The organism is Variovorax sp. J31P207 (assembly GCF_030316965.1).
GTDB classification, from domain to species: domain Bacteria; phylum Pseudomonadota; class Gammaproteobacteria; order Burkholderiales; family Burkholderiaceae_C; genus Variovorax; species Variovorax ginsengisoli_B.
This window is the reverse complement of record NZ_JASZYN010000017.1, coordinates 21,435-44,050: the sequence shown is the minus strand read 5'-3', so window position 1 is coordinate 44,050 and position 22,616 is coordinate 21,435. Positions and strand designations below refer to the sequence as shown.

The window sequence follows — 22,616 nt, the reverse complement described above, 5'->3', positions numbered from 1 at the left end:
CATGGAAAACGATCTGACGTCGAGAATCCTGCGCGACCCGAACTACCAGGCGCTCAAATCGAAGCGTTCGCGTTTCGGCTGGTGGCTGGCGGCGGCAATGATGGTCGTGTACTACGGCTTCATCCTGCTGGTCGCCTTCGACAAGCCGTTCCTTGCAACCCGGCTGGGCAGCGGCGTCATGACGATCGGCATGCCGATCGGGCTCGCGGTCATCGTTTTCACCATCGTCATTACCGGCATCTACGTCAACCGGGCCAATGGCGAATACGACAGGCTGACCGACGCCATCGCCAAGGCGGTCCTGAAATGAGCGGCGCCCTCCTTGCGAAGGCGCTGGGCTTTGCGGTTCTGCTGGCGGCAGCCCAAGCCGCCCAGGCCGCCGGCGCCGATCTCGGCCAGCTCGAAAAGCAGCCCACCAACTGGACGGCCATCGGCATGTTTGCCGCCTTTGTCGTCGCCACGCTCTTCATTACCAAGTGGGCCGCGGCTAAGACCAAGAGCGCGGCCGACTTCTATACCGCAGGCGGCGGCATCACGGGCTTCCAGAACGGCATGGCGATCGCGGGCGACTACATGTCGGCCGCCTCGTTCCTGGGCATTTCCGCGGCGGTGATGATCGGCGGCTTCGACGGCTTGATCTATTCGATCGGCTTTCTGGTCGGCTGGCCGGTGGTGACCTTCCTGCTGGCCGAACGGCTGCGCAACCTGGGGAAGTTCACCTTTGCCGATGTTGCGGCCTTCCGCTTCGAGCAGACGCCCATGCGCGTGTTCGCGGCATCCGGTACGCTGGTTGTCGTGGCCTTCTACCTGATCGCCCAGATGGTCGGAGCGGGGCAGCTCATCAAGCTTCTCTTCGGCCTGGAGTACTGGATCGCGGTGGTCATCGTCGGCGCGCTGATGATGGTGTATGTGCTGTTCGGCGGCATGACGGCGACGACCTGGGTGCAGATCATCAAGGCCTGCCTGCTGCTCGCGGGCGCCACTTTCATGGCCTTCATGGTGCTATGGAACTTCGGCTTCAGCCCCGAGGCGATGTTCGCGAAGGCGGTCGAAGTAAAGACCGCCATTGCAACCGCCGCGGGCAAGCCGCCCGCCGAGGCTGCAGCCGAAGGTTTCTCGATCATGGGGCCGGGAGGCTTCATCAAGGACCCGATCTCGGCGATCAGCTTCGGCATGGCGCTGATGTTCGGCACCGCCGGCTTGCCGCATATCCTGATGCGCTTCTTCACGGTGCCCAATGCCAAGGAGGCGCGCAAGTCCGTCCTGTGGGCAACCACATGGATCGGCTACTTCTACGTGCTGACCTTCATCATCGGTTTCGGCGCCATCACCTTCGTGCTGACCGATCCGCAGTTCCTCGACGCCAAGGGCGGGCTGCTCGGCGGCGGCAACATGGCGGCGGTCCACCTCGCGAAAGCGGTGGGGGGCAACGTGTTCCTCGGGTTCATCTCGGCGGTGGCCTTCGCAACCATCCTGGCGGTGGTGGCGGGCCTGACCTTGTCCGGTGCATCAGCGGTGTCGCACGACCTGTACGCGACCGTTTTCAAGAAGGGCAAGGCGGACAGCGTGGCCGAGCTGAAGGTGTCGCGCATCACCACCGTGGCGCTGGGCTTCGTCGCGGTGGTCCTGGGCATCGTTTTCGAGAAGCAGAACATCGCGTTCATGGTGAGCCTGGCCTTCGCGATTGCTGCCTCCGCCAACTTCCCTGTGCTGCTGATGTCGGTGCTGTGGAAAGACTGCACCACCCGCGGCGCGGTCATCGGTGGATTTCTCGGGCTCGTCTCGTCGGTGGCGCTGACCGTCGTGTCGCCGGCAGTGTGGGAAGCGACGCTGGGCAATCCGCAGGGTTCCGCGCTCTTCCCGTACCAGTCGCCCGCGCTGTTCTCCATGACCATCGGTTTCGTCGGGATCTGGTTGTTCTCCGTTCTCGACAAGAGCCCACGCGCGGCCAAGGACCGGGCCGGGTTTCTGGCGCAGCAGGTGCGCTCGGAGACCGGCATCGGCGCGGAGGGTGCGTCCGGACACTGAAGTGTCGTTCGGCCCTCTCGGCCCGTGCGCCTTGCGGGCCTATTCGATGCCCTTGCCCACCGCGTCGTGCAGGTCGTAGTCGCGAACCATCACCGGTTCGACGGAGCCGCCCGAGACGCGCCTGCGCACGGCCGCATCGATGACCTGGGCGTGAAGCTGGTAGGTCTCCAGCGGCTGGTCGTCGATGGCGGTCGACCGATAGCAGTAGTGCAGTGTTTCCTTTCGAATGGTCGCGCCGACGAGTGCGCCATCGATGGGCACCCAGAAATGGACGGAGCCCGAGGCCTCATGAAAGTAGGGAGGGTTCGACATGGGAGGTCCTGGGGTTGCTTTCGCGGCCGTCGATCCAGAGCAATGCCCTGGTTTCGATGGCATGGATGGCATCCCCGCGGTCGGCGAATTTCCTGCAGGAGATGATGTGGCACTGGCATGCCTCTTCGAAGTACAGCATCGCCCCGGCGGCCACGGTGCCGTCGAAGGAAACACCGGCAAGGTGGCTGCGTATCTCCCAGCCGTGATAGGAGAGGCGCACTGAGTCGCGGTCGTATTCCATGATGCCTCGCGTGAACAGGGGCTGAGCCCGATGTTCCCTTGTACGCCGCGCACGGCCGGTCGTCAGTTCGGCAGCGCACAGAAGCAGCGCATCGGCCGTCGGGTGCCGCGCACCGGGTCAAAGCAATCCGGCGTAGCTGTTCCTGTCCGCGGCATAGCAGGCACAGGCCGTTGCTTCGAGTCCCGGACGATCGATCACGCTGAGGGTGCCGCGGTTGTACTCGATCAACCCGCTGCGCTGCAGCGAACCGGCGGCCAGAGTGATACCGACGCGGCGCACACCCAGCATGTAGGCCAGAAATTCTTGAGTCACGTGGAAGCTGTCGGCATGGGCGCGGTCCTGGCTCATCAGGAGCCAACGCGCCAGGCGCGGGCCGATCTGGTGAAAACGCAGGCAGGCGGCCGACGCGGCCAGTTGCGAAAGCAAGACCTGTATGTAGCGGTCCAGCACCCTCTGCAGGGGCGCGCTGCGTGCAAGCTCGCGCCGGAAGTCGGCAGCGGTGATGCGCCAGGCCGCGCCGGCGCCCTGCACCAGCGCGCGCAAGGGAGCGATTTCCACACCGAGGACGAGATTCGAGCCCAGCATCCCTTCGCGACCCACCATGCCGACCTCCAGCCCGGGATGCTCGTCGATCTGCGCCACCAGCGAAATGAAGCCGTCAACCGGGAAGTAGACGTGCCGGGTTGCTGCACCCGGCTGGTGGATCACCTCGGCCAGGACCAGATGGATCGGTTCGCAGACATCCAGCAGACGCCTGCGGTCGTTGAGCGGGAGCAGTTCGATGAGGTGATTTTCGAGCGCGGCCAAGGAATGCTCCGTGGAGTGAGACGAACCACTCTGCGCGCAATTGTCCGTTGCGACTGTCTGCCAGCGCACAGACCTGATGGCGATAGCGTCTTATAACCGATGCTTGGATCAGCAAACGTCGGAAGCAGGCTTCAATGCAAAATCTCACACAACCCTTCGTCAAACTTTCCGCCGCCAATGCGGATCTCATCACGCGTTTCGCGCAGTCGCAGGACATGGCCGACCTGGTCAATACGAGCGCCCAGAAGTATCTTGAACTGGCTCAGAAGGCCTTTGGAGGGATGCCCGCCTCCGAGGCCCAGGCGGACCTGATCCGCAGTCTCACGGACAACTACTCGACCTTCGCGCGAGAACACGCCGAGAGCCTCATGGGGATGGCCGCCGAAGCACAGGCCCAAATGACTCAGCAGGTGGCGGAAGCCTCGAAGATTGTGAACCCGACAGCTTCAAGCTGAGGCTTGTCGCTAAGCGAGGGCGACGACGTCCGCGAAGGGGATTCCACGAGGTGGCCGCATGGAACGCCAAGAGCTTGCCGCCACAGCCGGCGCAGAAATTGGCGTTGTCGCGATTGACGGAGCGACAGTGCTTCAAGCCATCACAGGCGGGTCGCCTCTGCGACTACACCCTCAACATACTCGCGAAACCCGCGAAGGTGTCGATGGAAAGAGGACAGGCGCCAGCGGCACAGCTGCTGGTCCGACTCGTGGTGGCGGTTACTCATCTGGGCGATGAGCGCCTTTGTGTAGCGCAGCAAGAGGTGCAGCACCGGACCGGCGCGGTTGAACTCTTCGGTGACGGTCTTGGCGCCGAGGCGAAGGCCTTTGCCGGCGCTCTGGACGATGGTCCGGTTGAGGGTCGAGTCACCGCCCATGGACAGCGCGATCCCCACGATCCCCTCACGGCCGACCACAGCGATTTCTGCCGACCCGCCGTTCTCCAGCAGGTACAACAGTGAAAACCATCTGAATTCCCCTGGCCATGCGGTGCCTCATGGGCGCCGGCAACGCAGTAGAGGTTTGCGTGCGATACCGAACATAGGGAGATGGCTGACAGCCGAGGCAGTGGGTCGCTCGCGGATGTGCCTGCACCGTGAATGCCTGCATTGAGAGAGGTCAAGGTCTCGCGGCCGCCCCCTTGTCAACGCGACTAGTTTGAAGTGGTCCAGGGAATCCATATGACCATCTCCGTTTTTCTTGTTGAAGACAACCCGCAAATCAGAGCGAATCTGATCCCCGCGCTGGAGGACATGGGCTGCGCCACCGTCGTCGGCACGGCCGAATCCGAAGGTGAGGCGATCGGATGGCTGGCGCATCACAAGGGGTTGTGGGATCTGGCAGTCGTCGATTTCTTTCTGAAGGAAGGTACCGGAGTCGGCGTCGTGCGGTGGTGCAAGGGTCGCAACTAGCCAACGTGTCGTCGTCCTCACAAACCATGCCACGCAGGCGGCACGCATGACGTTCAAGAAAGCCGGCGCGGACCGGTTGTTCGACAAGTCAACCGAGTTGGAGGAATTCTTCGAGTACTGCCAGACCACGCGCGGCACATCCATGTAGCTACGGCAGCAACCCTTCGCCCGCTCGACAGGTCCTGATTCATTCGGGGGTCGATGTATAGCGGCGGCAGTAGTCCAGATAGCCTCGCCCATGAGATGCAACCAGCTCGACGTCACTTCATAGGCTGAAAGTCAGGCCGGCAACCCCAGGAAACGGGCTGCGTTCCACTCAGCGCGTCGCGTTTTCCTTCATCTTGGCAAGCGTCACAGCCAACGCCGCGCAACCCTTGATCGGCCCGGCGTGTCGCGCACAGAACCGCCCGACCTCATCGACGATGCCAGGCTGTGCCTTCTCCGGGTGCGAGGCGACGTCGTTCACTGTGCGGGGTGACAATTGGGACGCTTGGTCCGGCGTCAGTTGCGTTTGGCCAGGCGCCATCAACCTGGCAAGAATGCCGCCCGCGATACCAGACAGGGTCCCCGGCCCGAGCGAGCCGAGGATCTGATTCAACACACCTGCCCGCTGGTCGGCGTTGGAGTGACCGAACAGCTGGCACGTAGGGCCGCGCTCACCGATGTTTCGGGAGAGCATGGCTTCGGTGCGCAACCGGTAGGCGCCGACACTCAGCAATCTGAGGAAGCGTCCGACAAGCGCGTGGTCCTGCAAGCGCATATTGTCCAAGTGGCAAATCCGCCACTCAACGAGGATTCGTATGAATAAAGACCAAGTCAAGGGCAGCGCCGAGAAAGTCAAGGGAAGCATCAAGGAGACGATCGGCAAGGTGGTCGGCAGCGACAAGATGGAAACCGAAGGAATGGCTGACAAGGCGGCTGGATCGATTCAAAAGAAAGTTGGCGACGTGAAGGAAGCTGCTAAAGATGCAAGGAAGGCCCTTGCAAGAAAGCCTTGATGCTCGTGTTATTTAACATCAACCGCGCCGGCGCTACTTAGCTGCCCAGATCGGAAGGACGAGAATGCCCACCGAATCCCTAGTCCTCTCAGCTCTGGCGCTACTTGTCGCAGGCGTTTGGATCCTCGACGTCCTAATGAACCGCAAGCCACCAACGCGCACGCAGCGCTTGGCGGATCGGATAAGTCAGGCGAAAGCCGCCTTTCGGAGCGACTGACCGAATTTGCTCGTGGCGGGCCTGAACTCCATGTCCGCACTGGCCGTCTACGCGAACGACGCTTGCATGAGCGCATTCGTGGCCATGGCGCTTCAGTAACTGAAGCCGTGGTCGGACGGCTATCACGGGTTCAGGGCCGTCGCCGCCGCTTTTGTATAGACTTCATTCGCTTGTCTGTGAGCACGCCCAGCACCGCCATGACGCCGAGGGCAGCGAGCTTGGGGACAAGAGATGAGACGGCCTTGGAGACGCGCAGTTCCAGGTCCTTATGAAGTTCAGCCGAGCGTGTCACGTACGCGTCATCGGACAGCGCCGAGTCAAGTTTCGTCGCCTCCGACTGCAAGTCCGGCGCGGTCACTTCTGAGCTTGCGGATCCATGTTCCAGCGCATAGACCTTGGTGAACTCTGCGCCAAGGAGAAATATCTGCGCTGCGTAGTACACCCACGCGAGCAGCAACACCAAAGACCCGGCCCCGGCAAATGAGTTCGCCATCCCGCTCTTGCCCAGGTACAGACCAAGCAAGGCCTTGCCGATTTCAAACAGCACCGCGGTGACGATCGCGCCAATCCAAACGTCGCGCCATTCGACCCTGATCGACGGCATGAACTTAAAAATGTTCGCAAACAGAACCGTGGTCACGCCAATTGAAACCACGATATTCAAGGCCTGCAGTACGACCTCCTGCCCAGGCATCAGCCCACCGATGTTGCCGAATGCGGCCAGCGCCGTGCTGACCGAAAGCGACACCATCAGCAAGAAGGCCAGCCCGAGGATCAGCCCGAACGAGAACACGCGTGCTCTGAGGATGCGCCAGATGCCGCTGGGCTTCTGAAATTCAGGCACATGCCAGATGCGGTCCAGGGCACTCTGAAGTTCGCTGAATACGCTCGTCGCACCGATGATCAGAACGCCTATGCTGATCGCCGCGGCCAGAATGCCATCTCCGCTGATGGCGGCACTCTTGACCATCGCCTGCAACGCTTCGGCGGATTTCTCGCCAACCATGCCAGACAGCTGGGTCGCGATCTGCGCTTGGACGGCCTCAGCACCGAACGCCAAGCCCGCCACTGCAATGACGAGCACCAGTAAGGGCGCAAGCGAGAACATCGTGTAGTAGGAGATGGCTGCGCCCATGCTCGGCGCGAAGTCGTCAGACCACGCCACCGCCGCCTTCTTGAAGACACCGGCCCATTGGGTTAGCTTCATTCTGACCTCTCGAAGTGGCTGAAAAGCAGGTGCACTTACGCGGCCGGAACCGGCCCGGTGGGCCTGACCCGATGCATCTCGAAGGGCTGTGATACCAGCAGCCTCTCTCCGGCTGGAGCTGCCGACGCGGGAACCGGCTTTGGCTCGGTTGCCGCGACGGCCAAAGCCCGTTCGGGGAGGACATCTGTCTCGGTCTCCGATTCCCGTGTTTCGGCGAACAGCGACCAGGACGTCATGAATAGCGCCGCGATGACCGGGCCCAGGACGAAGCCATTGATCCCAAAGACTGCGATACCCCCGATGGTGGACATCAGCACGACGTAGTCGGGCATCTGGGTTTCCTTGCCGACCAGGAGGGGGCGTAGCAAGTTGTCGATCAGGCCGATCACGACGACGCAGAAAGCTATGAGCCCGATGCCCTTGAGCACCGACCCGATCGCGAGCAGGTAGAGGGCCACAGGCAACCAGACGAGCGCCGCGCCGACGGCCGGCAGTAGCGAAAGGAAGGCCATCAGGACGCCCCACGCTAGTGCGCCCTGGACGCCCAGGAACCAGAAGGCCACGCCGCCCAGGCCACCCTGAACGACGGCCACTGCGACATTGCCCTTGATGGTCGCGCGCGTCACGGTGGTGAACTTGTTGAGCAGGTAGTGCGTGTGCGGCTTGGCCAGCGGGAAGGAATCGCGAACAGTCTTCGATAGTTCCGCGCCGTCGCGCAGCAGGAAGAACAGCAGATAGAGCATCACTCCGAAGCTGACGACGAACTCGAACGTGTTCTGTCCGACGCTGAGAGCCCGGGCTGCGATCAGCTGGCTGCCTTGGGCCGCCGCGCCTTCGATGCGTTGCTGAACGCCTGTCATGTCCCCCAGGCCGAACCGGTTCATCAGACTCGTCAACCAGCGCGGGGAGGCGGTGACTATCTGCTCGAAATAGACAGCGAAGTTCAACTGACCCGATTTGATCTTCTCACTCAGCACCGAGATGTCCTGGACCAGCGATGCGCCCACCGCGGCCAGGGGCAGCACGACAACCACCAGACAAAGGAGCAGCGTCGCGAAGGCAGCAAGCGACTTGCGTTTGCCCATGGCCTTCGAAACCCTTCGGTACAGCGGACTGAAAAGGATGGCCAGGGCAATTGCCCACATCACCGCACCAAAGAATGGTTGCAGGATCCACAGGAATCCCACGGACACCGCCGACAGCAAAATGAAAAATGCGATGCGCTGCACGCTGATTGTGTTCACAATATCCGGTCGCCTGCTGCAGAGGTGATGGCAGGTGCCATGCGGTAGGCCGCTGCATGCTAGTCGAAGATGCGCCAGCCGGGTCCCACGAGTTGTGGGACTGCGCGCCGACCGAACCACGGCGGTTGCAGCGGGCGCTAGATTTATCCGAGCGGAACTCGCGCCAAAATGCGGGGCAGCACCTCGGCGATTGGTCAACTCCGGCGGATGCGGCCGCCGCCCACCTTAAGACGGATCAGGCGGCCTTTGCGTACCCACAGTACCCCGATCAGAGATTGTTCGCCGTCGTCACGCCGGACCCAGAAATCTGCAATTCCAGACTCGGGCGCAAAACCCAAGCAAACAGGCGTTCGCAGAGGCACAGCACCGCCGGATCGGCTTCCAAGCGAAGCCACGGACGGAATGTCGACCCATTGAACAGGCGAACCCTCCTGGGTTACGTCCCAGGGGATGGTGTAAGTCTTCAGCCCGGACAGGGCTGAGACACACGGTACTCAGCGAGCCACTGCGACAGCCGAGTGGGCGCAGTGTCGCTCAGGGTCTGCAAGCCTTCAAGTTGCATATAGCGCCGGTGAAGCGACCACTCGTCGTTCTGCTCGAGCATCATTGCTCCGACAATGCGCGTGATCGAGGCGTCGTTGGGGAAGATGCCCACGACGTTCGTGCGTCGCTTGATCTCGGCATTCAACCGCTCCAGAGGGTTCGTGCTGTAGATCTGCGTCCAGTGTGCTCGCGGGAAGGTCATGAAGGCCAGCACCTCGTTCTCCGCGTCGTCCATCAGGTGGCCGAGCTTGGGGAACTTGTCTCGAAGTTGGTCGGCCACCGATCGCCATTGCGTGCGCGCTGCATCGGCCGAGTCCTGCACAAACGCCGTGCCGATGGCGGCCGAGACCATGCGTCGCTGCGTCTTGCCCGCGTGCGCCAGGGCGTTGCGCATGAAGTGGACCCTACAACGCTGCCAGGTGGCCTTCAGAACCTTCGAGACGGCCGCCTTGATGCCCTCGTGGCTGTCGCTGATGGCGAGCTTCACCCCGCGCAGCCCTCGACGGTTCAGGCTGCGCAGGAACTCGGTCCAGAAGGGCTCGGCTTCGGAAGCGCCGACGTTCAGGCCGAGCACCTCGCGCTGGCGGTGTTTACGCCGACAGCCACTATCACCGCGACGCTCAAGATACGCCCGGCCTCGCGGGTCTTCACATAGGTGGCATCGATCCACAGGTAGGGCCAGTCGCCCTCGATCTGGCGACCCAGGAAGGCGTTGACGCGCTCGTCGAGCTCGCCGCACAGCCGGCTGACTTGGCTCTTGGAGACGCCGCTCATGCCCAGCGACTTGACCAGGTTGTCCACGGATCGGGTGGAGATGCCTTGCACGTAGGCCTTCTGGATGACGGCGGTGAGCGCCTTCTCGGCGGTGCGCCGGGGCTCCAGGAACTCGGGGAAGTAGTTGCCCTGGCGCAGCTTGGGGATCTTCAGCTCGACGCTGCCTGCACGGGTGTCCCAAGTGCGCTCGCGGTAGCCGTTGCGGCTGTTGAGGCGTTCGGGATTCTTCTCGTCATAGGCTGCGCCGCAGCGACCTTCGACATCGAGCTCCATCAGGCGCTGGGCCATGAATTGCACCATCTGGCGCAAGACGTCGACGTCGATTCCCTTTTCGGCGAGCTCCGCTAATGCCATAGTGGCGTTGGTCATTGTGATTTCTTTCAAGACAAGTTTGGTGGGTCGCACCTCAAACTTATCCGGACTTCACGATGACCACCCCCGAAGAGAGCGGCCGCTGCACGGCAAGCCGCTTCGGGCTACGCCCTACGCGCCTTGCCGTGCGGCGAGTGAAAGAAGACTTACGCCACTTCCTGGGACATCAACCCCTCCTGCCCAGTTTGAGACTGAAGCCTTCCAGCATCCATGGCCTTCCGGCTTGGTGTGGAAATGCAATCTCGGGCAGTTCTGGCCGTTGCTTCGGCGCACCCCTGGCACTTCACGCGCCCTGCTTTTAGCAAGGGAGAGGGGAGCGTGCCGCTGGAGGACATCGCGTGCCGGAGCAGGGCCGCTCACTGAGCACGTGTAGGACGATGGCCACCATTCATCGAGCACAAATGCTGCGCCGCCGCATCCTGTGGCGTTCCAATGCCTGACATTGGCCCTTGGTCGACTACTAAGGCCTTCCGGGTCCCCCTCGAACGTGGAGTTCTACGTGCTCCAACGCACAGACGCGAGACAAGCCGAACCCGTATAAAAGCGGCAGAGGTTGGGCGCGACAGCTGGCGGCCTCTGCGAGCGAATTGGAATGCAAGAGCAGCAGGCCTTGTGTTCCGGTTCGGTGCGCCGCTACCGAAGCTGTTGGTGGGGCACCTTTTCCCCAGCAGCTTCGATGGCCGGCGGTAGCCGGCAAAAGGTACCCATGAACGACATTTCCCAACCCTTCACCAACCTGGCCTCGGCCAACGCGGCGCTCGTCACGAACTTTGCGCAGTCGCCGGCGGTGCTCGAAATGGCGAACGCCAACGTCCAGAAGTACTTCGAGTTGGCACAGCAATCCTTCGGGCGCATGGTCGTCTCCGACGTCTATGCGGACCTGATCCGCAAGCTCACGGAGAACTACTCGACGTTCGCGCGCGAGTACTCGGCAAGCCTTATGGGCTGGTCCACCCAGGGGCAGAGCCTGATGGCGCAACAGGCTCAGACGGCGTCGGATCTCCTCGCCGAATCGGGCAAGGCAACGACGACTGTGATGGAGAGGGCGTCGGACACGGTCAAGCACCTGCGCGCCAGATAGAGGCAATTTTGCGGGCGCGACGATCCGATCTCCCGCCGGTGAGTACCCAAAGGCCGACGAGAAGGCTCTCGTCCGCTACAACTCACACGTGAGCCGGTCATGCTAGTTGTGCCGAATACGCAGAATCCTATGCGTCCAGAAGTCCTCGCGCGCCCGGTCACCCAAGCGCCGGTCGCAGGGCGGGGCCTCGGAAGCTCGGTTGTAGACGGGCTGGAGGCTCGAGGTGCAAACGTCCGTACATGGACGGGTCTCCGCAGTTTGAACAAATCGATGGAAGCAAGAGGCAGCCGGTGTCATATCTGGCTACCGGGTGCCGGCGAGCAGCCACTCTACGAGCGCCTGCAGATCGGCCTCGGGAACCCGGGCCTGCGCATGCATCGGCGTCGGGCCCCATTGCCTTAGCTTCCGGCCTTGATGCTGGCCGCCAGCTGCGCGGCAGTGCTTTTGCCGGCGCAATACCTCGCCCCGACGTTCTCTCAGGACGGGCCGACCACCTTGATCACCGGTTGGTGGCAGGCTGCGACGCAGGCACTTTTGCGCCAGCGCCTGGCGGGCCATTGCAGGGACAGGCCCGACAGCGTTCAAACAGACCGCGAGGCCAAGGACCGGGAAGGCGGCCCAACGTGGGCCCGCGATGGCCCGGCGGTGCCGTAGGCGAGGGACACGGACAGGTCGCGATGGAGTTCAGCCTGAGCCAGCAGCGCCTGGGCCTTCGCCTCCAAAGTCTGGACGGCATCGGCGCCGGCAGCGAATCGGGCGGATGGCTCCTCGAGCGCGGCCAGCCGCACGATGGCTTCGGCGCGCTTCACTGGGTCTCCGCTCTGCTTGCCACTCATGAAGCGCCCGGCGTCGACGGTCGCCTGGCTGCGGTCCGCGCAGTCCTCGATGCGGGGCTCGGCAAAGGTAGTTGATTCGGCGGTGAGCAACTCAGTGCGGAAAAAGCCGGGCTCCACCAGCATCGTGCGAATGCCGAAGGGCGCCACCTCGGGTGCGAGCGACTCGGTCCAGCCTTCGAGGCCGAACTTCGCCGCGGCATATGCGGTGCAGAACATGCCGCCTGCAATCCCGGCCGTCGACGAAATGTTGAGCAGCAGCCCGGATCGCTGCCTGCGCATCGTCGGCAGCACGGCGCGGGTGACGTTCATCGGACCGAAGAGCAAGGTCTCGACCTGGCTTCGAACCTGTTCGGTGCTCAGTTCCTCGAAGAAGCCTGCCTGGAAATCGCCGGCGTTGTTGACCAGGACGTTGATCCGCCCGAATCTCTCGACAGCGCCCTCCACGGCAGCCGCGGCGTCCAGCGGCCTCGTCACGTCGAGTTTCAGGGTCGACAGGTCGGCGTGGCCGCCGATCGCAGCTGCGACTTTCAAGGGATCGCGGCCGGTCGCGACGACGGCGTGACCTGCGGCCAGGGCCGCTCTCGCGAGATCGACCCCGAGCCCGCGGCCTGCGCCAGTGATGAACCAGATGTGCTTGTCAGTCATGTGGGGCGCTTTCAGTCTGTTGGCGGGGGAAGCGCGACTTTAGGTTTGCAACGCCCAAAAAAAAAAGCCTAATGCCGCATGCCTTTTGAAGATAATCTTCAAGATGAAGCTCAAGCAACTGGATGGGTTGATCGCGTTCTGGAAGGTCGCCGAACACAAAGGCTTCAGCGCAGCAGCTGCCGAGTTGGAGGTGTCACCTTCGGCGCTGAGCCAGGCGATCCGGCACCTGGAGGCGCGACTGGGGGTCCGGCTGCTGCATCGCTCGACGCGCAGCGTCAGCCTGACCGAGGCGGGCGAGGCCTACATCGCCAGGGTGGGTCCTGCTGGGTCAGGTGATTCAAGCCGGCGAGGAACTCAACGTCCTGCAGGGTCGGCCAGCCGGCACCTTGCGCCTCAATGCGGCCCGGGTGTCCATCGCCATGGTGCTGCAGCAGGTGTTCGCCGGCTTCTTTCGGGAGCATCCCCATGTGCAGATCGAGCTGACCCACCACGAAGGTTTCATCGACATAGTGGAAAGGGGATTCGACGCCGGCATCCGCATGAGCGAGAGCGTCCAGCAAGACATGGTCGCCGTGCCGCTCGGTGGCCCGGTCACCATGGCGGTCGTCGGATCCCCTGCGTACTTCGAGCGCTTTCCCGCGCCGCGGCACCCGAACGATCTCGCGCTCCACAACTGCGTGCGCTTTCGGGGCGCCGGCTCGGGCACTGTTTACAAATGGGAGTTTGAGGTCGACGGGCGCCCGGTCGAATACGAAGTTCGGGGCAGCCTGACCACGAGCGACTCGCTGTTCGGCGTGGAGGCGGCTCTCGAGGGCGTCGGATTGGCCTACACCTTCGAGCAACTCGCAGAACCGCACGTCCGCGCCAAGCGGCTCAGGCGCGTGTTGACGGAATTCTCGCCGACGTTCCCGGGGTTCTACCTCTACTTCCCCAGCAGGCATGACCAGCCGACAAAGCTGAAAGCACTGGTCGAATACGTCACTCGCGCCAAGACAGTCCAGTCGTCCCGAAGAACAGGGCATCGTGAACAGCGTACCGCTTCCGATTCGGGAGGGGGGTAGCTCAGTCTGCGCGCAGTCGCGCAGTGCGACTGTCTGCCAGCGCGCAGACCCCGGGATGAATTGCAGTGCCGGGGGGAGATCAGATCGCGGTCGTTGAAGGAAGAAGCCGGTCGTACTCATTCTTGACCACCGCATAGCACTCGCAGGTGCGGCCCTCCAGTCCCTCACGGTCGAGCACTGAGATACGGCCACGCGAGTAGCGGATCAGGCCCGCATGCTGCAGCTTGAGCGCCCCCTCCGTCACCCCTTCGCGGCGGACGCCGAGCATGTTGGCGATCAGCTCCTGCGTCATCACGAGCTCGCTGCCCTCCAGGCGGTCCAGGCTCAGCAGCAGCCATCGGCACAACTGCTGGTCCAGCGAGTGGTGCCGGTTGCACACGGCGGTCTGTGCCATCTGCGTGATCAACGCCTGCGTGTAGCGCAACAGCAGGTGCAGCACCGGGCCGGCCCGGTCGAACTCGTCCTTCATGACCTGCGCCGTCAACCGGAAACCCCGACCGGCGCTCTGCACGACCGCGCGGCTGGGCGTCGATTCGCCTCCCATGAAGAGCGAGATTCCGACGATGCCCTCATTGCCGACCACCGCGATCTCGGCCGAGGCACCGTTCTCCATCACGTACAGCAAGGACACGATGGCGGTGGTCGGAAAGTACACGTGGCTCAGCGTCTTGCCGGATTCGTAGAGCACCTGGCCCAAGGGCATGTCGACCGCTTGGAGTTGCGGAAGCCAACGCGCCCGCTCCGCCTCGGGCAGGGCGGCTAGCAGCTGGTTGCTCAACGGGTCGGAGGATCTACTCATGACGAACCTCCTTGGAAATCGGATTCGTTCGGTGCGCACTCCCGCAGCGCGTTCGACACCAGGCAAGTATAGGGATACTGGGCCCTTCTGTGCGCTATCGCGCAGACCGGGGGCGCTATGGAACCAGCGCTCTTTTCTCGATCAACCCCGTCAACAGCGCAAGTTGCTGCTTCTGGATCTCCAGCAGTTCTTCCCATTGCCTCTCGCGCAATTGATCGATCTTGTCATGCAGCAGCATGATCTCGAGTTCGGCCTTGAGGTTGACCTCGTAGTCGTGTTCCGCATGGATCCGGTCCTTCTCGGATTGCCGGTTCTGCGACATCAGGATGATCGGCGCCTGCACTGCCGCTAGCATGGAGAGAAAAAGGTTGAGGAGGATGAACGGGTAGGGGTCGAAGGTTGTGCCGCGCATCGCCAGGAGCAGGGCGTTGAGCGCGACCCACAGCAGCATGGTGGCGCCGAAGAGTCCGACGAAGGTCCAGGAGCCGCCGAACGACGCGACTGCGTCTGCCGCGCGCTGGCCCCTTGACTGCCCGGCATCGGCGTCCTGCACGACATTGCGCGAAACGGGCGTTCGCTCCGCGACATGTCGCGCGATGCGCCGGGTCCGCTCGTCGAGGGCATCGAAAGGCGTACCCAGGAGCTTCGTTGCGATGTCGTCGAGCTGATGCATGAAGGCAAACCGACTACGCCGACTGGATTGTCCTCATTCGCGGTGGGGCCATGCGGAGATCCGCTCTGTGCTCCAGGACTGCTCTCAAGATGGATTCGGACGACCAAATGGCTGGCGCAGTGGCCTCTTTATCGATCTCGGCGCACAGGGTCTCGTCGAGCACTGGCACCAGACCGTTCACCAGCCTGGTCTCGACCGCGAGAACGAGTGCGCGGTGAAGGGGGCCGGGCATGACGCGCCCATTCAGATAGTCGAGGACCAGAGTCTCGGCGGCAAACAGGGAAAGTGACATGGCGTCGCCCGATGATGGATATGACGACAGCGTAGCGAGGGACGTCATCAGCGTCTGTTCGATACCTAACACATGCGAGGGACAAGAACGGAGGGTAAAGCTCTCGCCAGCAACCAGTCCGCCACGCGCGCATCGAAGAGGGTGACGTTCTCCGCGACTTCGGCTCGCAGACATTGCCTCGCGCCTTCCTGCGCCTTGACGTCGGAAGCCACCCATGCCTCCCATGCGTCGTCGCCCGCAGGCGGCGCCGTGGCGCCCCAGACCTGGGCAAAGATAGGGGAGGTTCGCTCGCCGGCAGATCGGCCCAGATGACCCCCATATCAGAGAGAGCATCTCGAAGTCCGCTCAGGCTTCGGCTGGCCCAACCATCGAGGACTGGCCTGCAGCTACCCAGTCTTCGTTGTCGACTTCCCCATGAACGAGATCGGTGGGGAGGGCGCGGTCTACATTGATCCCGACGACGCCGCGGCCATTGCCGCAAGGATCGAAGCGTCGGCGTCCCGGCTTGGCGAGATGCGCAAGGTCGGACTCGCCAATGCCTCGTCCTATACCTCCACACGGATGGCGTCCAGCTATGTCGAAACCTACCGCAGGGTGCTCAAAAACGCAAAGGCCTCTCGGCCGGGCGGGAGTGGAACGGGGCGCCGATCAAAGACTACGGGTTGTCGGCGAGCGCTTTGATCGCCGCGATGGCTTCGTGCCTTGCCTCGTGGAGCGCCGTTCCCTCAGTGCGTGCACCGGTTTCGACATTCGCGACAGGTATCCGGTCGTCGATCTGGTAGGACCAGCTCCAACGCTCCCCGGTATGCAAGACGTTGATCGCCACCTGGTGCCCGTGATGTTCAAACTGCGCGTTCGCCATGCGATGCCTCCGACTGGTGGAAAGCTCGGTCGCCGCCTTGCCTCAGGCGCACGAGCGTTTGCTCCACGAGGACGTGCCTGGCGAAAGCCTGCAGATCGCCCTCCGTCGGACCGGGCCCATTCCCGCACAACTGCTCCCGAAAGGCGAAAACGATCCTGTCGTGAGCGAGCCGGCGTGCAGCCATGGCTTGCGCGATCGGTAGATCTTCAGACATTGCTCCGGCGGCCGGGTCCATGACTTTGCTCCGAATTCAGGTTACCTCTTTGTCTGGAGAATCTGGGACAGTCGCCGGCATCGAGGTACCACGCTTGCGAGTGGGTGCCGAAGCAACCTCTACCAGCGCCGGATTGACTGTCGCTTTGGAGCATGAAGCGATTCGTGGGCCCCGTCTGTGCGCTGCCGCACGGTCCGCTGAGCGTGGAACCGTGGTACGTGTAGACGCGCCACGGGTGCGTTGAGCGCCTGTGGTGGCGAGGAGGCTAGTTCAAGGGTGCGCCACGAATCGTGTCCGACGAGCGCCGGAGTTGGTCCTTCATGGCGCGATCCATCGACGGCGTGCGCCGCCCCAAGTCGGCAAGGCAGCAGGCGATGATGAAGGCCATCAGCGCGCCAAACACGATGTACTCGAAATCCATGCGCATCCCCTCTGCTGTCGTTTCGAAACACCACTTTGAACCGATATGGCAATTTCGTGAAGCGAGGTTACGATATGTGGCCGAGCCGACGCGTACATTTTGTCGAGCGAGCCTGGTGGGACTCTTACCCGATCGGGTCGTCGTCCCTATCTGGCGCCGATACGCATCATTCGATCCCAGCCGTAGATCGCCACCCGGCCATCGTCGAAGGCGTCGCTTCCGCCGGTCGAACCCACCGCCAGGCGGGCCAGCAGCGAAGCGAAAACGACGATTCGGCAACAATGGACGATTCGGACGAGCCATGCGGCGCCCCGGTCGTTCTCGACTAGAAGTCCAGGCAACCGAATGCCAAGGGTGCCGCATGCCCGACCTCGTTTCCACCGTGCTACTGGAAGGAACCCCTGTTTTGAATAAGACTGAACTCATCGCAGCTATCGCCGCGGATACCAACCTCACCAAGGCCGACGCTGCCCGAGCTTTTGATTCCGCGCTCGAGAACCTGGCCGGCACCTTGGCCAAAGGCGAGGGCGTGCAGCTGGTCGGCTTCGGCAACTTCACTGTTTCGAACCGCGCCGAACGTTCGGGTCGCAATCCGTCGACCGGCGAATCGATGATCATCAAGGCGAGTAAGACCGTGAAGTTCACTGCTGGCAAGTCCTTGAAGGATGCGGTGAATGGAGCGGTGTGATTTCACGCTTGCTTGGCGTCCTATTGACCTGGATTACGGTTCAGGCGTGTTGCTTCTAGTCGGATTTCACTGGCGAAGTCGGAAACCCATGAGAGCTGACGTCTGAGTTTTGCTTCGCGACCGGCAGGTTGTCGCTCGTCGGCCCGGCCAGCCGCAGTGGCGCGATCAGCTCCCGAATTCGACTGGTTGCCGCCGCTCGAACTGCTGCGCCGAACGACGGAGAGGCCGACGTTGGCGAATGACTGCGCATGGCTGACCTGCACCGCCGAACGAAGGGCGGCCATGTCCACCGCTTCGCGGTCGCCGTCGCTCAGTTCAGGCGGAGTGCACCCGAAATGTGTGGGGGAAAGACAAACGGTTGTCTCGCCGGGTCGAGGTGAGTGTCGTCGAGGCAGCCAGCGATGGTGCCGGGAGAAGTTTGGTTTCGCACCGACAGCGCGAACTGCGCCACGCCTGCGCCACACCCGATGTCTTGATCGGCAGTGGCCGGCCAACGTACAAAGCCCCCCTCAACCCGGCCGAAACGCACGTTATTGTCGCGATCGAGCCAGTACCATCGCCCGCCGACGACTGTGACGCCGCTGCCGCCGATGCCGGCAACGCCGATGCGGTCGATCTTTGCGGTCCAGCTACCGCCGTTACCGTTTGTGGTCCAGGGACAGGTGGCAGGGTTCGCGACAGCACCGTCACTGGAAAGGTCGTCGACACCGGCGAAAGTCACACCCTTGGTCAGCAGACCGCCGGCGACGTCGGTGCCGCGCGAGACCTCGTAGCCTGATAGACAAGTGTTGAGCGTCCCTTGGGCGAACGCGATGCTGCCGCCGCCGAAAGCGAGGACACCAGCCAGGAGCGCGCTGCGGCAAACGCTCTCATTGCCAACGAGTTCGGCGGTCATGATGTCACCTCCGCTCGGTCGGCATGACGCCGTACTCTCCTGCACTCAGCAACTCGCGAAGATTGAACCCAGCCTTCTTCCTTGGGCGCAGCTGCGCGTTTGGTCGTTACCTTGACCGTCTGCGCTCCCTCACCGGTGAAGCTCATTAAACAAACGTAGGTGAACATGTCATCTCCTTCGGGTTCCCATGAGCGGCCGATGCGATCTGCTTCAAAACGACGCGGCCGCCTGACGTCGTTCAAGCTCCCTGACAGCAATGCGAGTTTCGAATCATCGGCAAGACGGGTTCCGTGATGGAAGCCGGGCTGACGCGGAGGCGGCAAGAACCTTCACTGGGAGAAGGGGTCGTGATGCTACGCGCTTCCGACGCAATGGCAAGGTGATCGGCTCCCCGCTTCGACGACGTGGCGTACGGCAGTGACCGCTTATCGGTGTCGAGGCGGGAATCGGTTTGAGTGCGTTCCTCTAATGCCGTGTAACGCCCGGTGTTTCGCTTGTGTCGCCACCCCATGCCCCTCACACTTGGTCATGCTGCAGTGCAGCAATCTGTCGCCCTCGTTCCTTTACCTCCAGAAAGCTCGCATGTCCTCACTTGCTGCCGATACCACCGCTTCCATGCACACGATCTTCAGCCTCGCCGGCGAGGCTTTCAAAGGAGCGGAGACGCTCTCTTCGCTCAACCTGCAGACGCTCAAGACGCTGATGGCTGAAAGCGAGGAGAGCAGCCGACTCGCCGGTTCCACGGGCAGCCCGCTGGAACTGATGAAGCTGCAGGCAGCCATGTTGCAAGCCGCGCCGGTCAAGGCGCTGGCGTATGGGCGCCAGGTGCAGGAGGTCTTTGCCACGTTCGACGCGGCGCGACGGGCCGCATACGAGGAGAGCGTCACCAGCGCACAGGCGAAACTGCTCGCCGCCGTGAGCAGCTTCTTCGGGAACACGCCCAATTCCGAGAAGATCGTTGCGCTCACGCAGTCTGCTCTGGACACCTCGAACAAGGCGTACGAGCGCATGAACGCGGCGACCAAACAGCTGTCCGAAACGCTGGCTGCCAATGTCACGAAAGCCAGTGAAACCGCCGCACAGGCCTCGTCCACCGCATTGGCGCAGATCGAGGCTTGATCTGGCGAAACCGGCAATGCCGACCATTTGCGCGCTGAAGAAGTTCCGCTGCGTCCGGAGATCGCCATGAAAGCATCCGACCTCTTCGTCAAGGCGCTGGAGAACGAGGGCGTCAAACGGATCTTCGCCGTGCCCGGTGAAGAAAACCTCGACCTCGTCGAATCCTTGCGACGCTCCAGCATCGAGCTCGTGCTCACGCGGCATGAGCAGTCTGCCGCCTTCATGGCGGCGACCCATGGCCGCCTGACCGGGCAGCCTGGTGTGTGCATGGCCACGCTCGGTCCGGGCGCGCTCAATCTGGTCACGGGCGCGGCCTATGCGCACCTGGGCGCGATGCCGATGGTCTTGATCACGGGCCAGAAGGCGATCATGACGGCGCGCCAGGCGCGATTCCAGATCGTCGACATCGTCGCCACGATGAAGCCGCTGACGAAGGCATCGCGGCAGATCGTCAGTGCGGCAAGCATCCCCACCGTGGTGCGCGATGCGTTCAGGGTCGCTGCCGAGGAGCGGCCCGGGCCGGTGCATCTCGAGCTGCCGGAAGACGTGGCCGCCGAGCAGGTGGCGGCCGAGGTGAACGTCATCTCCGTTCACCCGATCGATCTGCCGGTGGCGCATGAAGCGGCCATCGAACGGGCTGCCGCCATGCTGATGCGGGCGAAGCGCCCGCTCGTCATGTTCGGCGCGGCAAGCAATCGCCCGCGGCTGCAAGGCCAGCTGGCCGATTTCGTGCGCCGCGTCGGCATTCCCTTCTTCAATACCCAGATGGGCAAGGGCACGGTGGCTGGCGGCGGCATCGCCGAGGGCAGCACCGGGTTCTGGATGGGTACGGCCGCGCTGACGGAGCGCGACTACGTGCACGAAGCGATCGACCGGGCGGACCTGATTCTCGCCATCGGCCACGACACGATCGAGAAGCCGCCGTTCATCATGGGACCCGTCGGCCCGCTGGTGATTCATGTCGGTTACATGCCGGCCGCCGTCGAGCAGGTGTACTTCCCGCATGCCGAAGTGGTGGGCGACGTCGGCCCCAGCCTCGCGCAGCTGGCCGATCGCGTCGAAGGCCGCTTGCCGAACGCCGGCGCCTTGCTGTCGCAGCGCGAGGGGATCCTCGCGCGCACGATGAGCCGCGCCACCGAATCGCGCTATCCGCTGACGCCGCAGCGCATCGTCCACGACGTGCGCCAGGTCATGCCCGACGACGGCATCGTCGCGCTCGACAACGGCATGTACAAGATCTGGTTCGCACGCTGCTATCCCACGCGCACCGCGAATGCACTGCTGCTCGACAATGCGCTGGCGACCATGGGCGCCGGCCTGCCATCGGCCATGATGGCCGCGCTGCTTCATCCGAGGCGGCGGGTTCTGGCGGTGTGCGGTGACGGCGGCTTCATGATGAATTCGCAGGAGATCGAGACCGCCATCCGGCTCAAACTCGATCTCGTCGTGCTGATCATCGAGGACAACGCGTACGGAATGATCCGCTGGAAGCAGTCGGTCGACCAGTTCACCGACTGGGGCATGACCTTCGGCAATCCCGATTTCGTGAAGTACGCCGACGCCTACGGGGCCAAGGGGCGCCGCGTCGAGACCGCAGGGGGACTGGCGCCGGCGCTCGAAGCGGCCTTCTCCGAAGGCGGCGTGCAGATCGTCGCCGTGCCGATCGACTACTCGGAGAACACCCGGGTATTGGTCGACGAATTGCGCCATCGCGTCGCGGCAATCGCCGCCCAACCGGGAACACTCACGTGAAAATCAAGGCCGCCGTACTTCGAGAAATGGGCGCCGCGCCGCCCTATGCAACGTCCAGGCCTCTCTCGATCGAAACGGTCGACCTGGCGCCCCCGGGGCCGGGCGAGGTGCTCATCAAGGTGAGTGCCGCGGGCCTGTGCCATTCGGACCTCTCGGTCATCAATGGCGATCGTCCGCGGCCGATGCCGATGGCATTGGGCCACGAGGCTGCCGGCGTGGTGCAAAGCCTCGGCGACGGCGTCACCGATCTGAAGGCCGGCGACCATGTGGTCGTGGTGTTCGTGCCGAGCTGCGGCCATTGCGCGCCTTGCGCAGAGGGCCGGCCGGCCTTGTGCGAGCCAGGTGCCGCCGCCAACGGCGCGGGCACGCTGCTGTCCGGCGCACGGCGCATCTCCCAGGTTGGACAGGTCCTCCACCATCATCTCGGCTGCTCCGTGTTTGCCGAATATGCGACCGTCTCTCGTCACTCGCTCGTCAAGATCGATGGCGCGGTTCCGCTCGATGAAGCGGCGCTCTTCGGCTGCGCCGTCCTGACGGGCGTCGGCGCCGTCGTCAACACCGCGAAGGTTCCCCTGGGCGCATCGGTGGCGGTCGTCGGCCTGGGCGGGGTCGGCCTCGCCGCGCTGATCGGCGCGAAGTGCGCCGGCGCGCGGCAGATCGTCGCCATCGACCTTTCGGACGACAAGCTGGTGCAGGCACGCGCACTGGGCGCCACGCACACGGTCAACGCGGGGCAGGGCGATGCGCTTGCGCAGGTTCGAGAGCTCAGCGCGGGTGGCGTCGAATACGCCTTCGAGTTCGCCGGGTCCATCCCGGCGCTCGACCTGGCCTACCGGATCACCCGGCGCGGCGGCACCACCGTCACGGCGGGTCTGCCGCCCTCGACGGCGACCTTGCCCCTGGCGGCCGTCAATCTCGTGGCGGAAGAGCGCACGCTTAAAGGCAGCTACATCGGAACCTGTGTCCCTTCGCGCGATGTCCCGCGCTACATCGCGCTGTACCGTCAGGGGCGGCTGCCGGTCGACAAGCTCCTGACCGGCCGTATCGCGCTCGAGGACATCAACCACGGCTTCGACCTTCTGCGCGAAGGCAAGGCCACCCGGCAGGTCATCGTGTTCGACTGAAGGACG

General features: G+C 63.3%; 25 protein-coding genes and 3 pseudogenes. 13 read left to right on the top strand and 15 right to left on the bottom strand.

Going from position 1 to position 22,616, the window contains the following annotated elements; genetic code table 11:
- Nucleotide 1 precedes the first annotated feature (1 nt).
- Nucleotides 2–310: a DUF485 domain-containing protein gene (locus QTI68_RS34845; protein ID WP_286528515.1), complete on the top strand. Its 309-nt coding sequence runs from the start codon at nt 2–4 to the stop codon at nt 308–310.
- The gene (locus tag QTI68_RS34840) at nt 307–2,028 is read left to right on the top strand and encodes a cation acetate symporter (RefSeq protein ID WP_286528513.1); all 1,722 of its coding nucleotides are present in this window, start codon (nt 307–309) and stop codon (nt 2,026–2,028) included. Before QTI68_RS34845 ends, QTI68_RS34840 begins: the two co-directional genes overlap by 4 nt.
- A 39-nt stretch (nt 2,029–2,067) precedes the next feature.
- On the opposite strand, the gene QTI68_RS34835 is transcribed toward QTI68_RS34840, so the two are convergent.
- The 3 genes from QTI68_RS34835 to QTI68_RS34825 all read right to left on the bottom strand — a co-directional run bounded on the left by QTI68_RS34835 (nt 2,068) and on the right by QTI68_RS34825 (nt 3,388).
- Nucleotides 2,068–2,340, bottom strand: coding sequence for a hypothetical protein (locus QTI68_RS34835; protein ID WP_286528511.1), 273 nt, complete (start codon nt 2,338–2,340; stop codon nt 2,068–2,070).
- Nucleotides 2,315–2,581, bottom strand: a complete 267-nt coding sequence (locus QTI68_RS34830; RefSeq protein WP_286528509.1) for a hypothetical protein — start codon at nt 2,579–2,581, stop codon at nt 2,315–2,317. The genes QTI68_RS34835 and QTI68_RS34830 overlap by 26 nt, the downstream gene beginning before the upstream one ends.
- A 117-nt stretch (nt 2,582–2,698) precedes the next feature.
- A complete protein-coding gene (locus QTI68_RS34825) occupies nt 2,699–3,388 on the bottom strand; it encodes a Crp/Fnr family transcriptional regulator (protein WP_286528507.1) in 690 nt (229 codons plus the stop codon).
- Nucleotides 3,389–3,522: 134 nt separating this feature from the next.
- Here QTI68_RS34825 and QTI68_RS34820 point away from each other — a divergent pair, with 134 nt between their 5' ends.
- Entirely contained in the window at nt 3,523–3,843 is a 321-nt protein-coding gene (locus QTI68_RS34820) for a hypothetical protein (protein ID WP_286528506.1), read from the top strand.
- Between the two features lie 200 nt (nt 3,844–4,043).
- On the opposite strand, the pseudogene QTI68_RS34815 reads toward QTI68_RS34820, so the two are convergent.
- Nucleotides 4,044–4,343: pseudogene (locus tag QTI68_RS34815) on the bottom strand (cyclic nucleotide-binding domain-containing protein); the annotation flags it as partial.
- Between the two features lie 219 nt (nt 4,344–4,562).
- On the opposite strand from QTI68_RS34815, the gene QTI68_RS34810 reads away from it, so the two are divergent.
- Nucleotides 4,563–4,793 (top strand): response regulator, encoded by a 231-nt coding sequence (locus QTI68_RS34810; protein ID WP_286528504.1) that lies wholly within the window; start codon nt 4,563–4,565, stop codon nt 4,791–4,793.
- A 316-nt stretch (nt 4,794–5,109) separates the two neighbouring features.
- Here QTI68_RS34810 and QTI68_RS34805 read toward each other — a convergent pair whose 3' ends face one another.
- The gene (locus tag QTI68_RS34805; RefSeq protein WP_286528672.1) at nt 5,110–5,553 is read right to left on the bottom strand and encodes a hypothetical protein; all 444 of its coding nucleotides are present in this window, start codon (nt 5,551–5,553) and stop codon (nt 5,110–5,112) included.
- Nucleotides 5,554–5,593: 40 nt separating this feature from the next.
- Between QTI68_RS34805 and QTI68_RS34800 the strand changes: the two genes are divergently transcribed.
- On the top strand, nt 5,594–5,791 hold the full coding sequence (locus tag QTI68_RS34800) for a CsbD family protein (RefSeq protein ID WP_286528503.1): 198 nt from the start codon (nt 5,594–5,596) through the stop codon (nt 5,789–5,791).
- 347 nt (nt 5,792–6,138) lie between these two features.
- Here the strand turns inward: QTI68_RS34800 and QTI68_RS34795 are convergent, their stop codons facing one another.
- The 3 genes and pseudogenes from QTI68_RS34795 to QTI68_RS34785 form a co-directional block, all read right to left on the bottom strand.
- Nucleotides 6,139–7,215, bottom strand: a complete 1,077-nt coding sequence (locus QTI68_RS34795) for a YihY/virulence factor BrkB family protein (RefSeq protein ID WP_286528500.1) — start codon at nt 7,213–7,215, stop codon at nt 6,139–6,141.
- Between the two features lie 35 nt (nt 7,216–7,250).
- Nucleotides 7,251–8,459 carry an AI-2E family transporter gene (locus tag QTI68_RS34790; RefSeq protein WP_286528499.1) on the bottom strand — a complete coding sequence of 403 codons (1,209 nt, stop codon included), beginning with the start codon at nt 8,457–8,459 and terminating at the stop codon, nt 7,251–7,253.
- 463 nt (nt 8,460–8,922) lie between these two features.
- Nucleotides 8,923–10,145, bottom strand: a pseudogene (locus QTI68_RS34785) (IS256 family transposase).
- A 709-nt stretch (nt 10,146–10,854) separates the two neighbouring features.
- Here QTI68_RS34785 and QTI68_RS34780 point away from each other — a divergent pair.
- Nucleotides 10,855–11,229 (top strand): hypothetical protein, encoded by a 375-nt coding sequence (locus QTI68_RS34780; RefSeq protein ID WP_286528498.1) that lies wholly within the window; start codon nt 10,855–10,857, stop codon nt 11,227–11,229.
- 581 nt (nt 11,230–11,810) lie between these two features.
- Here the strand turns inward: QTI68_RS34780 and QTI68_RS34775 are convergent.
- Nucleotides 11,811–12,710, bottom strand: coding sequence for an SDR family NAD(P)-dependent oxidoreductase (locus QTI68_RS34775; protein WP_286528496.1), 900 nt, complete (start codon nt 12,708–12,710; stop codon nt 11,811–11,813).
- A gap of 103 nt (nt 12,711–12,813) precedes the next feature.
- Here QTI68_RS34775 and QTI68_RS40265 point away from each other — a divergent pair.
- Nucleotides 12,814–12,996: pseudogene (locus QTI68_RS40265) on the top strand (LysR family transcriptional regulator); the annotation flags it as partial.
- Between the two features lie 46 nt (nt 12,997–13,042).
- Complete coding sequence (locus QTI68_RS34770) at nt 13,043–13,771, top strand: LysR substrate-binding domain-containing protein (RefSeq protein ID WP_286528494.1); 729 nt, start codon at nt 13,043–13,045, stop codon at nt 13,769–13,771.
- A gap of 79 nt (nt 13,772–13,850) precedes the next feature.
- On the opposite strand, the gene QTI68_RS34765 is transcribed toward QTI68_RS34770, so the two are convergent.
- On the bottom strand, nt 13,851–14,570 hold the full coding sequence (locus tag QTI68_RS34765) for a Crp/Fnr family transcriptional regulator (protein WP_286528491.1): 720 nt from the start codon (nt 14,568–14,570) through the stop codon (nt 13,851–13,853).
- Between the two features lie 115 nt (nt 14,571–14,685).
- Nucleotides 14,686–15,243 carry a DUF1003 domain-containing protein gene (locus tag QTI68_RS34760; RefSeq protein ID WP_286528489.1) on the bottom strand — a complete coding sequence of 186 codons (558 nt, stop codon included), beginning with the start codon at nt 15,241–15,243 and terminating at the stop codon, nt 14,686–14,688.
- On the opposite strand from QTI68_RS34760, the gene QTI68_RS34755 reads away from it, so the two are divergent.
- Nucleotides 15,242–15,532 carry a hypothetical protein gene (locus QTI68_RS34755; protein WP_286528487.1) on the top strand — a complete coding sequence of 97 codons (291 nt, stop codon included), beginning with the start codon at nt 15,242–15,244 and terminating at the stop codon, nt 15,530–15,532. The genes QTI68_RS34760 and QTI68_RS34755 overlap by 2 nt on opposite strands.
- Before the next feature lie 658 nt (nt 15,533–16,190).
- Here QTI68_RS34755 and QTI68_RS34750 read toward each other — a convergent pair.
- Nucleotides 16,191–16,397: a hypothetical protein gene (locus QTI68_RS34750; protein ID WP_286528485.1), complete on the bottom strand. Its 207-nt coding sequence runs from the start codon at nt 16,395–16,397 to the stop codon at nt 16,191–16,193.
- Between the two features lie 479 nt (nt 16,398–16,876).
- Nucleotides 16,877–17,032 (bottom strand): hypothetical protein, encoded by a 156-nt coding sequence (locus QTI68_RS34745; protein ID WP_286528484.1) that lies wholly within the window; start codon nt 17,030–17,032, stop codon nt 16,877–16,879.
- A gap of 406 nt (nt 17,033–17,438) precedes the next feature.
- On the opposite strand from QTI68_RS34745, the gene QTI68_RS34740 reads away from it, so the two are divergent.
- Entirely contained in the window at nt 17,439–17,720 is a 282-nt protein-coding gene (locus tag QTI68_RS34740; protein ID WP_286528670.1) for an HU family DNA-binding protein, read from the top strand.
- 20 nt (nt 17,721–17,740) lie between these two features.
- Here QTI68_RS34740 and QTI68_RS34735 read toward each other — a convergent pair whose 3' ends face one another.
- Both QTI68_RS34735 and QTI68_RS34730 read right to left on the bottom strand, forming a co-directional pair.
- The gene (locus QTI68_RS34735) at nt 17,741–18,004 is read right to left on the bottom strand and encodes a hypothetical protein (RefSeq protein WP_286528482.1); all 264 of its coding nucleotides are present in this window, start codon (nt 18,002–18,004) and stop codon (nt 17,741–17,743) included.
- A 26-nt stretch (nt 18,005–18,030) separates the two neighbouring features.
- Nucleotides 18,031–18,615 carry a hypothetical protein gene (locus QTI68_RS34730; protein ID WP_286528481.1) on the bottom strand — a complete coding sequence of 195 codons (585 nt, stop codon included), beginning with the start codon at nt 18,613–18,615 and terminating at the stop codon, nt 18,031–18,033.
- 582 nt (nt 18,616–19,197) lie between these two features.
- Between QTI68_RS34730 and phaP the strand changes: the two genes are divergently transcribed.
- The 3 genes from phaP to QTI68_RS34715 all read left to right on the top strand — a co-directional run bounded on the left by phaP (nt 19,198) and on the right by QTI68_RS34715 (nt 22,610).
- Nucleotides 19,198–19,734 carry a TIGR01841 family phasin gene (gene phaP / locus QTI68_RS34725; protein WP_286528479.1) on the top strand — a complete coding sequence of 179 codons (537 nt, stop codon included), beginning with the start codon at nt 19,198–19,200 and terminating at the stop codon, nt 19,732–19,734.
- A gap of 66 nt (nt 19,735–19,800) precedes the next feature.
- Nucleotides 19,801–21,486: an acetolactate synthase large subunit gene (locus tag QTI68_RS34720; RefSeq protein WP_286528477.1), complete on the top strand. Its 1,686-nt coding sequence runs from the start codon at nt 19,801–19,803 to the stop codon at nt 21,484–21,486.
- Nucleotides 21,483–22,610, top strand: a complete 1,128-nt coding sequence (locus QTI68_RS34715) for a zinc-dependent alcohol dehydrogenase family protein (RefSeq protein WP_286528475.1) — start codon at nt 21,483–21,485, stop codon at nt 22,608–22,610. The genes QTI68_RS34720 and QTI68_RS34715 overlap by 4 nt, the downstream gene beginning before the upstream one ends.
- The last annotated feature ends 6 nt before the right edge of the window (nt 22,611–22,616 follow it).

Excerpts from the sequence above, each read along its gene's own strand:
- QTI68_RS34845 (WP_286528515.1), top strand. The coding sequence starts at position 2 with ATGGAAAACGATCTGACGTCGAGAATCCTGCGCGACCCGAACTACCAG.
- QTI68_RS34840 (WP_286528513.1), top strand. The coding sequence starts at position 307 with ATGAGCGGCGCCCTCCTTGCGAAGGCGCTGGGCTTTGCGGTTCTGCTG.
- QTI68_RS34835 (WP_286528511.1), bottom strand. The coding sequence starts at position 2,340 with ATGTCGAACCCTCCCTACTTTCATGAGGCCTCGGGCTCCGTCCATTTC.
- QTI68_RS34830 (WP_286528509.1), bottom strand. The coding sequence starts at position 2,581 with ATGGAATACGACCGCGACTCAGTGCGCCTCTCCTATCACGGCTGGGAG.
- QTI68_RS34820 (WP_286528506.1), top strand. The coding sequence starts at position 3,523 with ATGCAAAATCTCACACAACCCTTCGTCAAACTTTCCGCCGCCAATGCG.
- QTI68_RS34810 (WP_286528504.1), top strand. The coding sequence starts at position 4,563 with ATGACCATCTCCGTTTTTCTTGTTGAAGACAACCCGCAAATCAGAGCG.
- QTI68_RS34805 (WP_286528672.1), bottom strand. The coding sequence starts at position 5,553 with ATGCGCTTGCAGGACCACGCGCTTGTCGGACGCTTCCTCAGATTGCTG.
- QTI68_RS34800 (WP_286528503.1), top strand. The coding sequence starts at position 5,594 with ATGAATAAAGACCAAGTCAAGGGCAGCGCCGAGAAAGTCAAGGGAAGC.
- QTI68_RS34795 (WP_286528500.1), bottom strand. The coding sequence starts at position 7,215 with ATGAAGCTAACCCAATGGGCCGGTGTCTTCAAGAAGGCGGCGGTGGCG.
- QTI68_RS34780 (WP_286528498.1), top strand. The coding sequence starts at position 10,855 with ATGAACGACATTTCCCAACCCTTCACCAACCTGGCCTCGGCCAACGCG.
- QTI68_RS34775 (WP_286528496.1), bottom strand. The coding sequence starts at position 12,710 with ATGACTGACAAGCACATCTGGTTCATCACTGGCGCAGGCCGCGGGCTC.
- QTI68_RS34765 (WP_286528491.1), bottom strand. The coding sequence starts at position 14,570 with ATGAGTAGATCCTCCGACCCGTTGAGCAACCAGCTGCTAGCCGCCCTG.
- QTI68_RS34755 (WP_286528487.1), top strand. The coding sequence starts at position 15,242 with ATGAAGGCAAACCGACTACGCCGACTGGATTGTCCTCATTCGCGGTGG.
- QTI68_RS34760 (WP_286528489.1), bottom strand. The coding sequence starts at position 15,243 with ATGCATCAGCTCGACGACATCGCAACGAAGCTCCTGGGTACGCCTTTC.
- QTI68_RS34750 (WP_286528485.1), bottom strand. The coding sequence starts at position 16,397 with ATGGCGAACGCGCAGTTTGAACATCACGGGCACCAGGTGGCGATCAAC.
- QTI68_RS34745 (WP_286528484.1), bottom strand. The coding sequence starts at position 17,032 with ATGGATTTCGAGTACATCGTGTTTGGCGCGCTGATGGCCTTCATCATC.
- QTI68_RS34735 (WP_286528482.1), bottom strand. The coding sequence starts at position 18,004 with ATGGCCGCCCTTCGTTCGGCGGTGCAGGTCAGCCATGCGCAGTCATTC.
- QTI68_RS34730 (WP_286528481.1), bottom strand. The coding sequence starts at position 18,615 with ATGACCGCCGAACTCGTTGGCAATGAGAGCGTTTGCCGCAGCGCGCTC.
- phaP (WP_286528479.1), top strand. The coding sequence starts at position 19,198 with ATGTCCTCACTTGCTGCCGATACCACCGCTTCCATGCACACGATCTTC.
- QTI68_RS34720 (WP_286528477.1), top strand. The coding sequence starts at position 19,801 with ATGAAAGCATCCGACCTCTTCGTCAAGGCGCTGGAGAACGAGGGCGTC.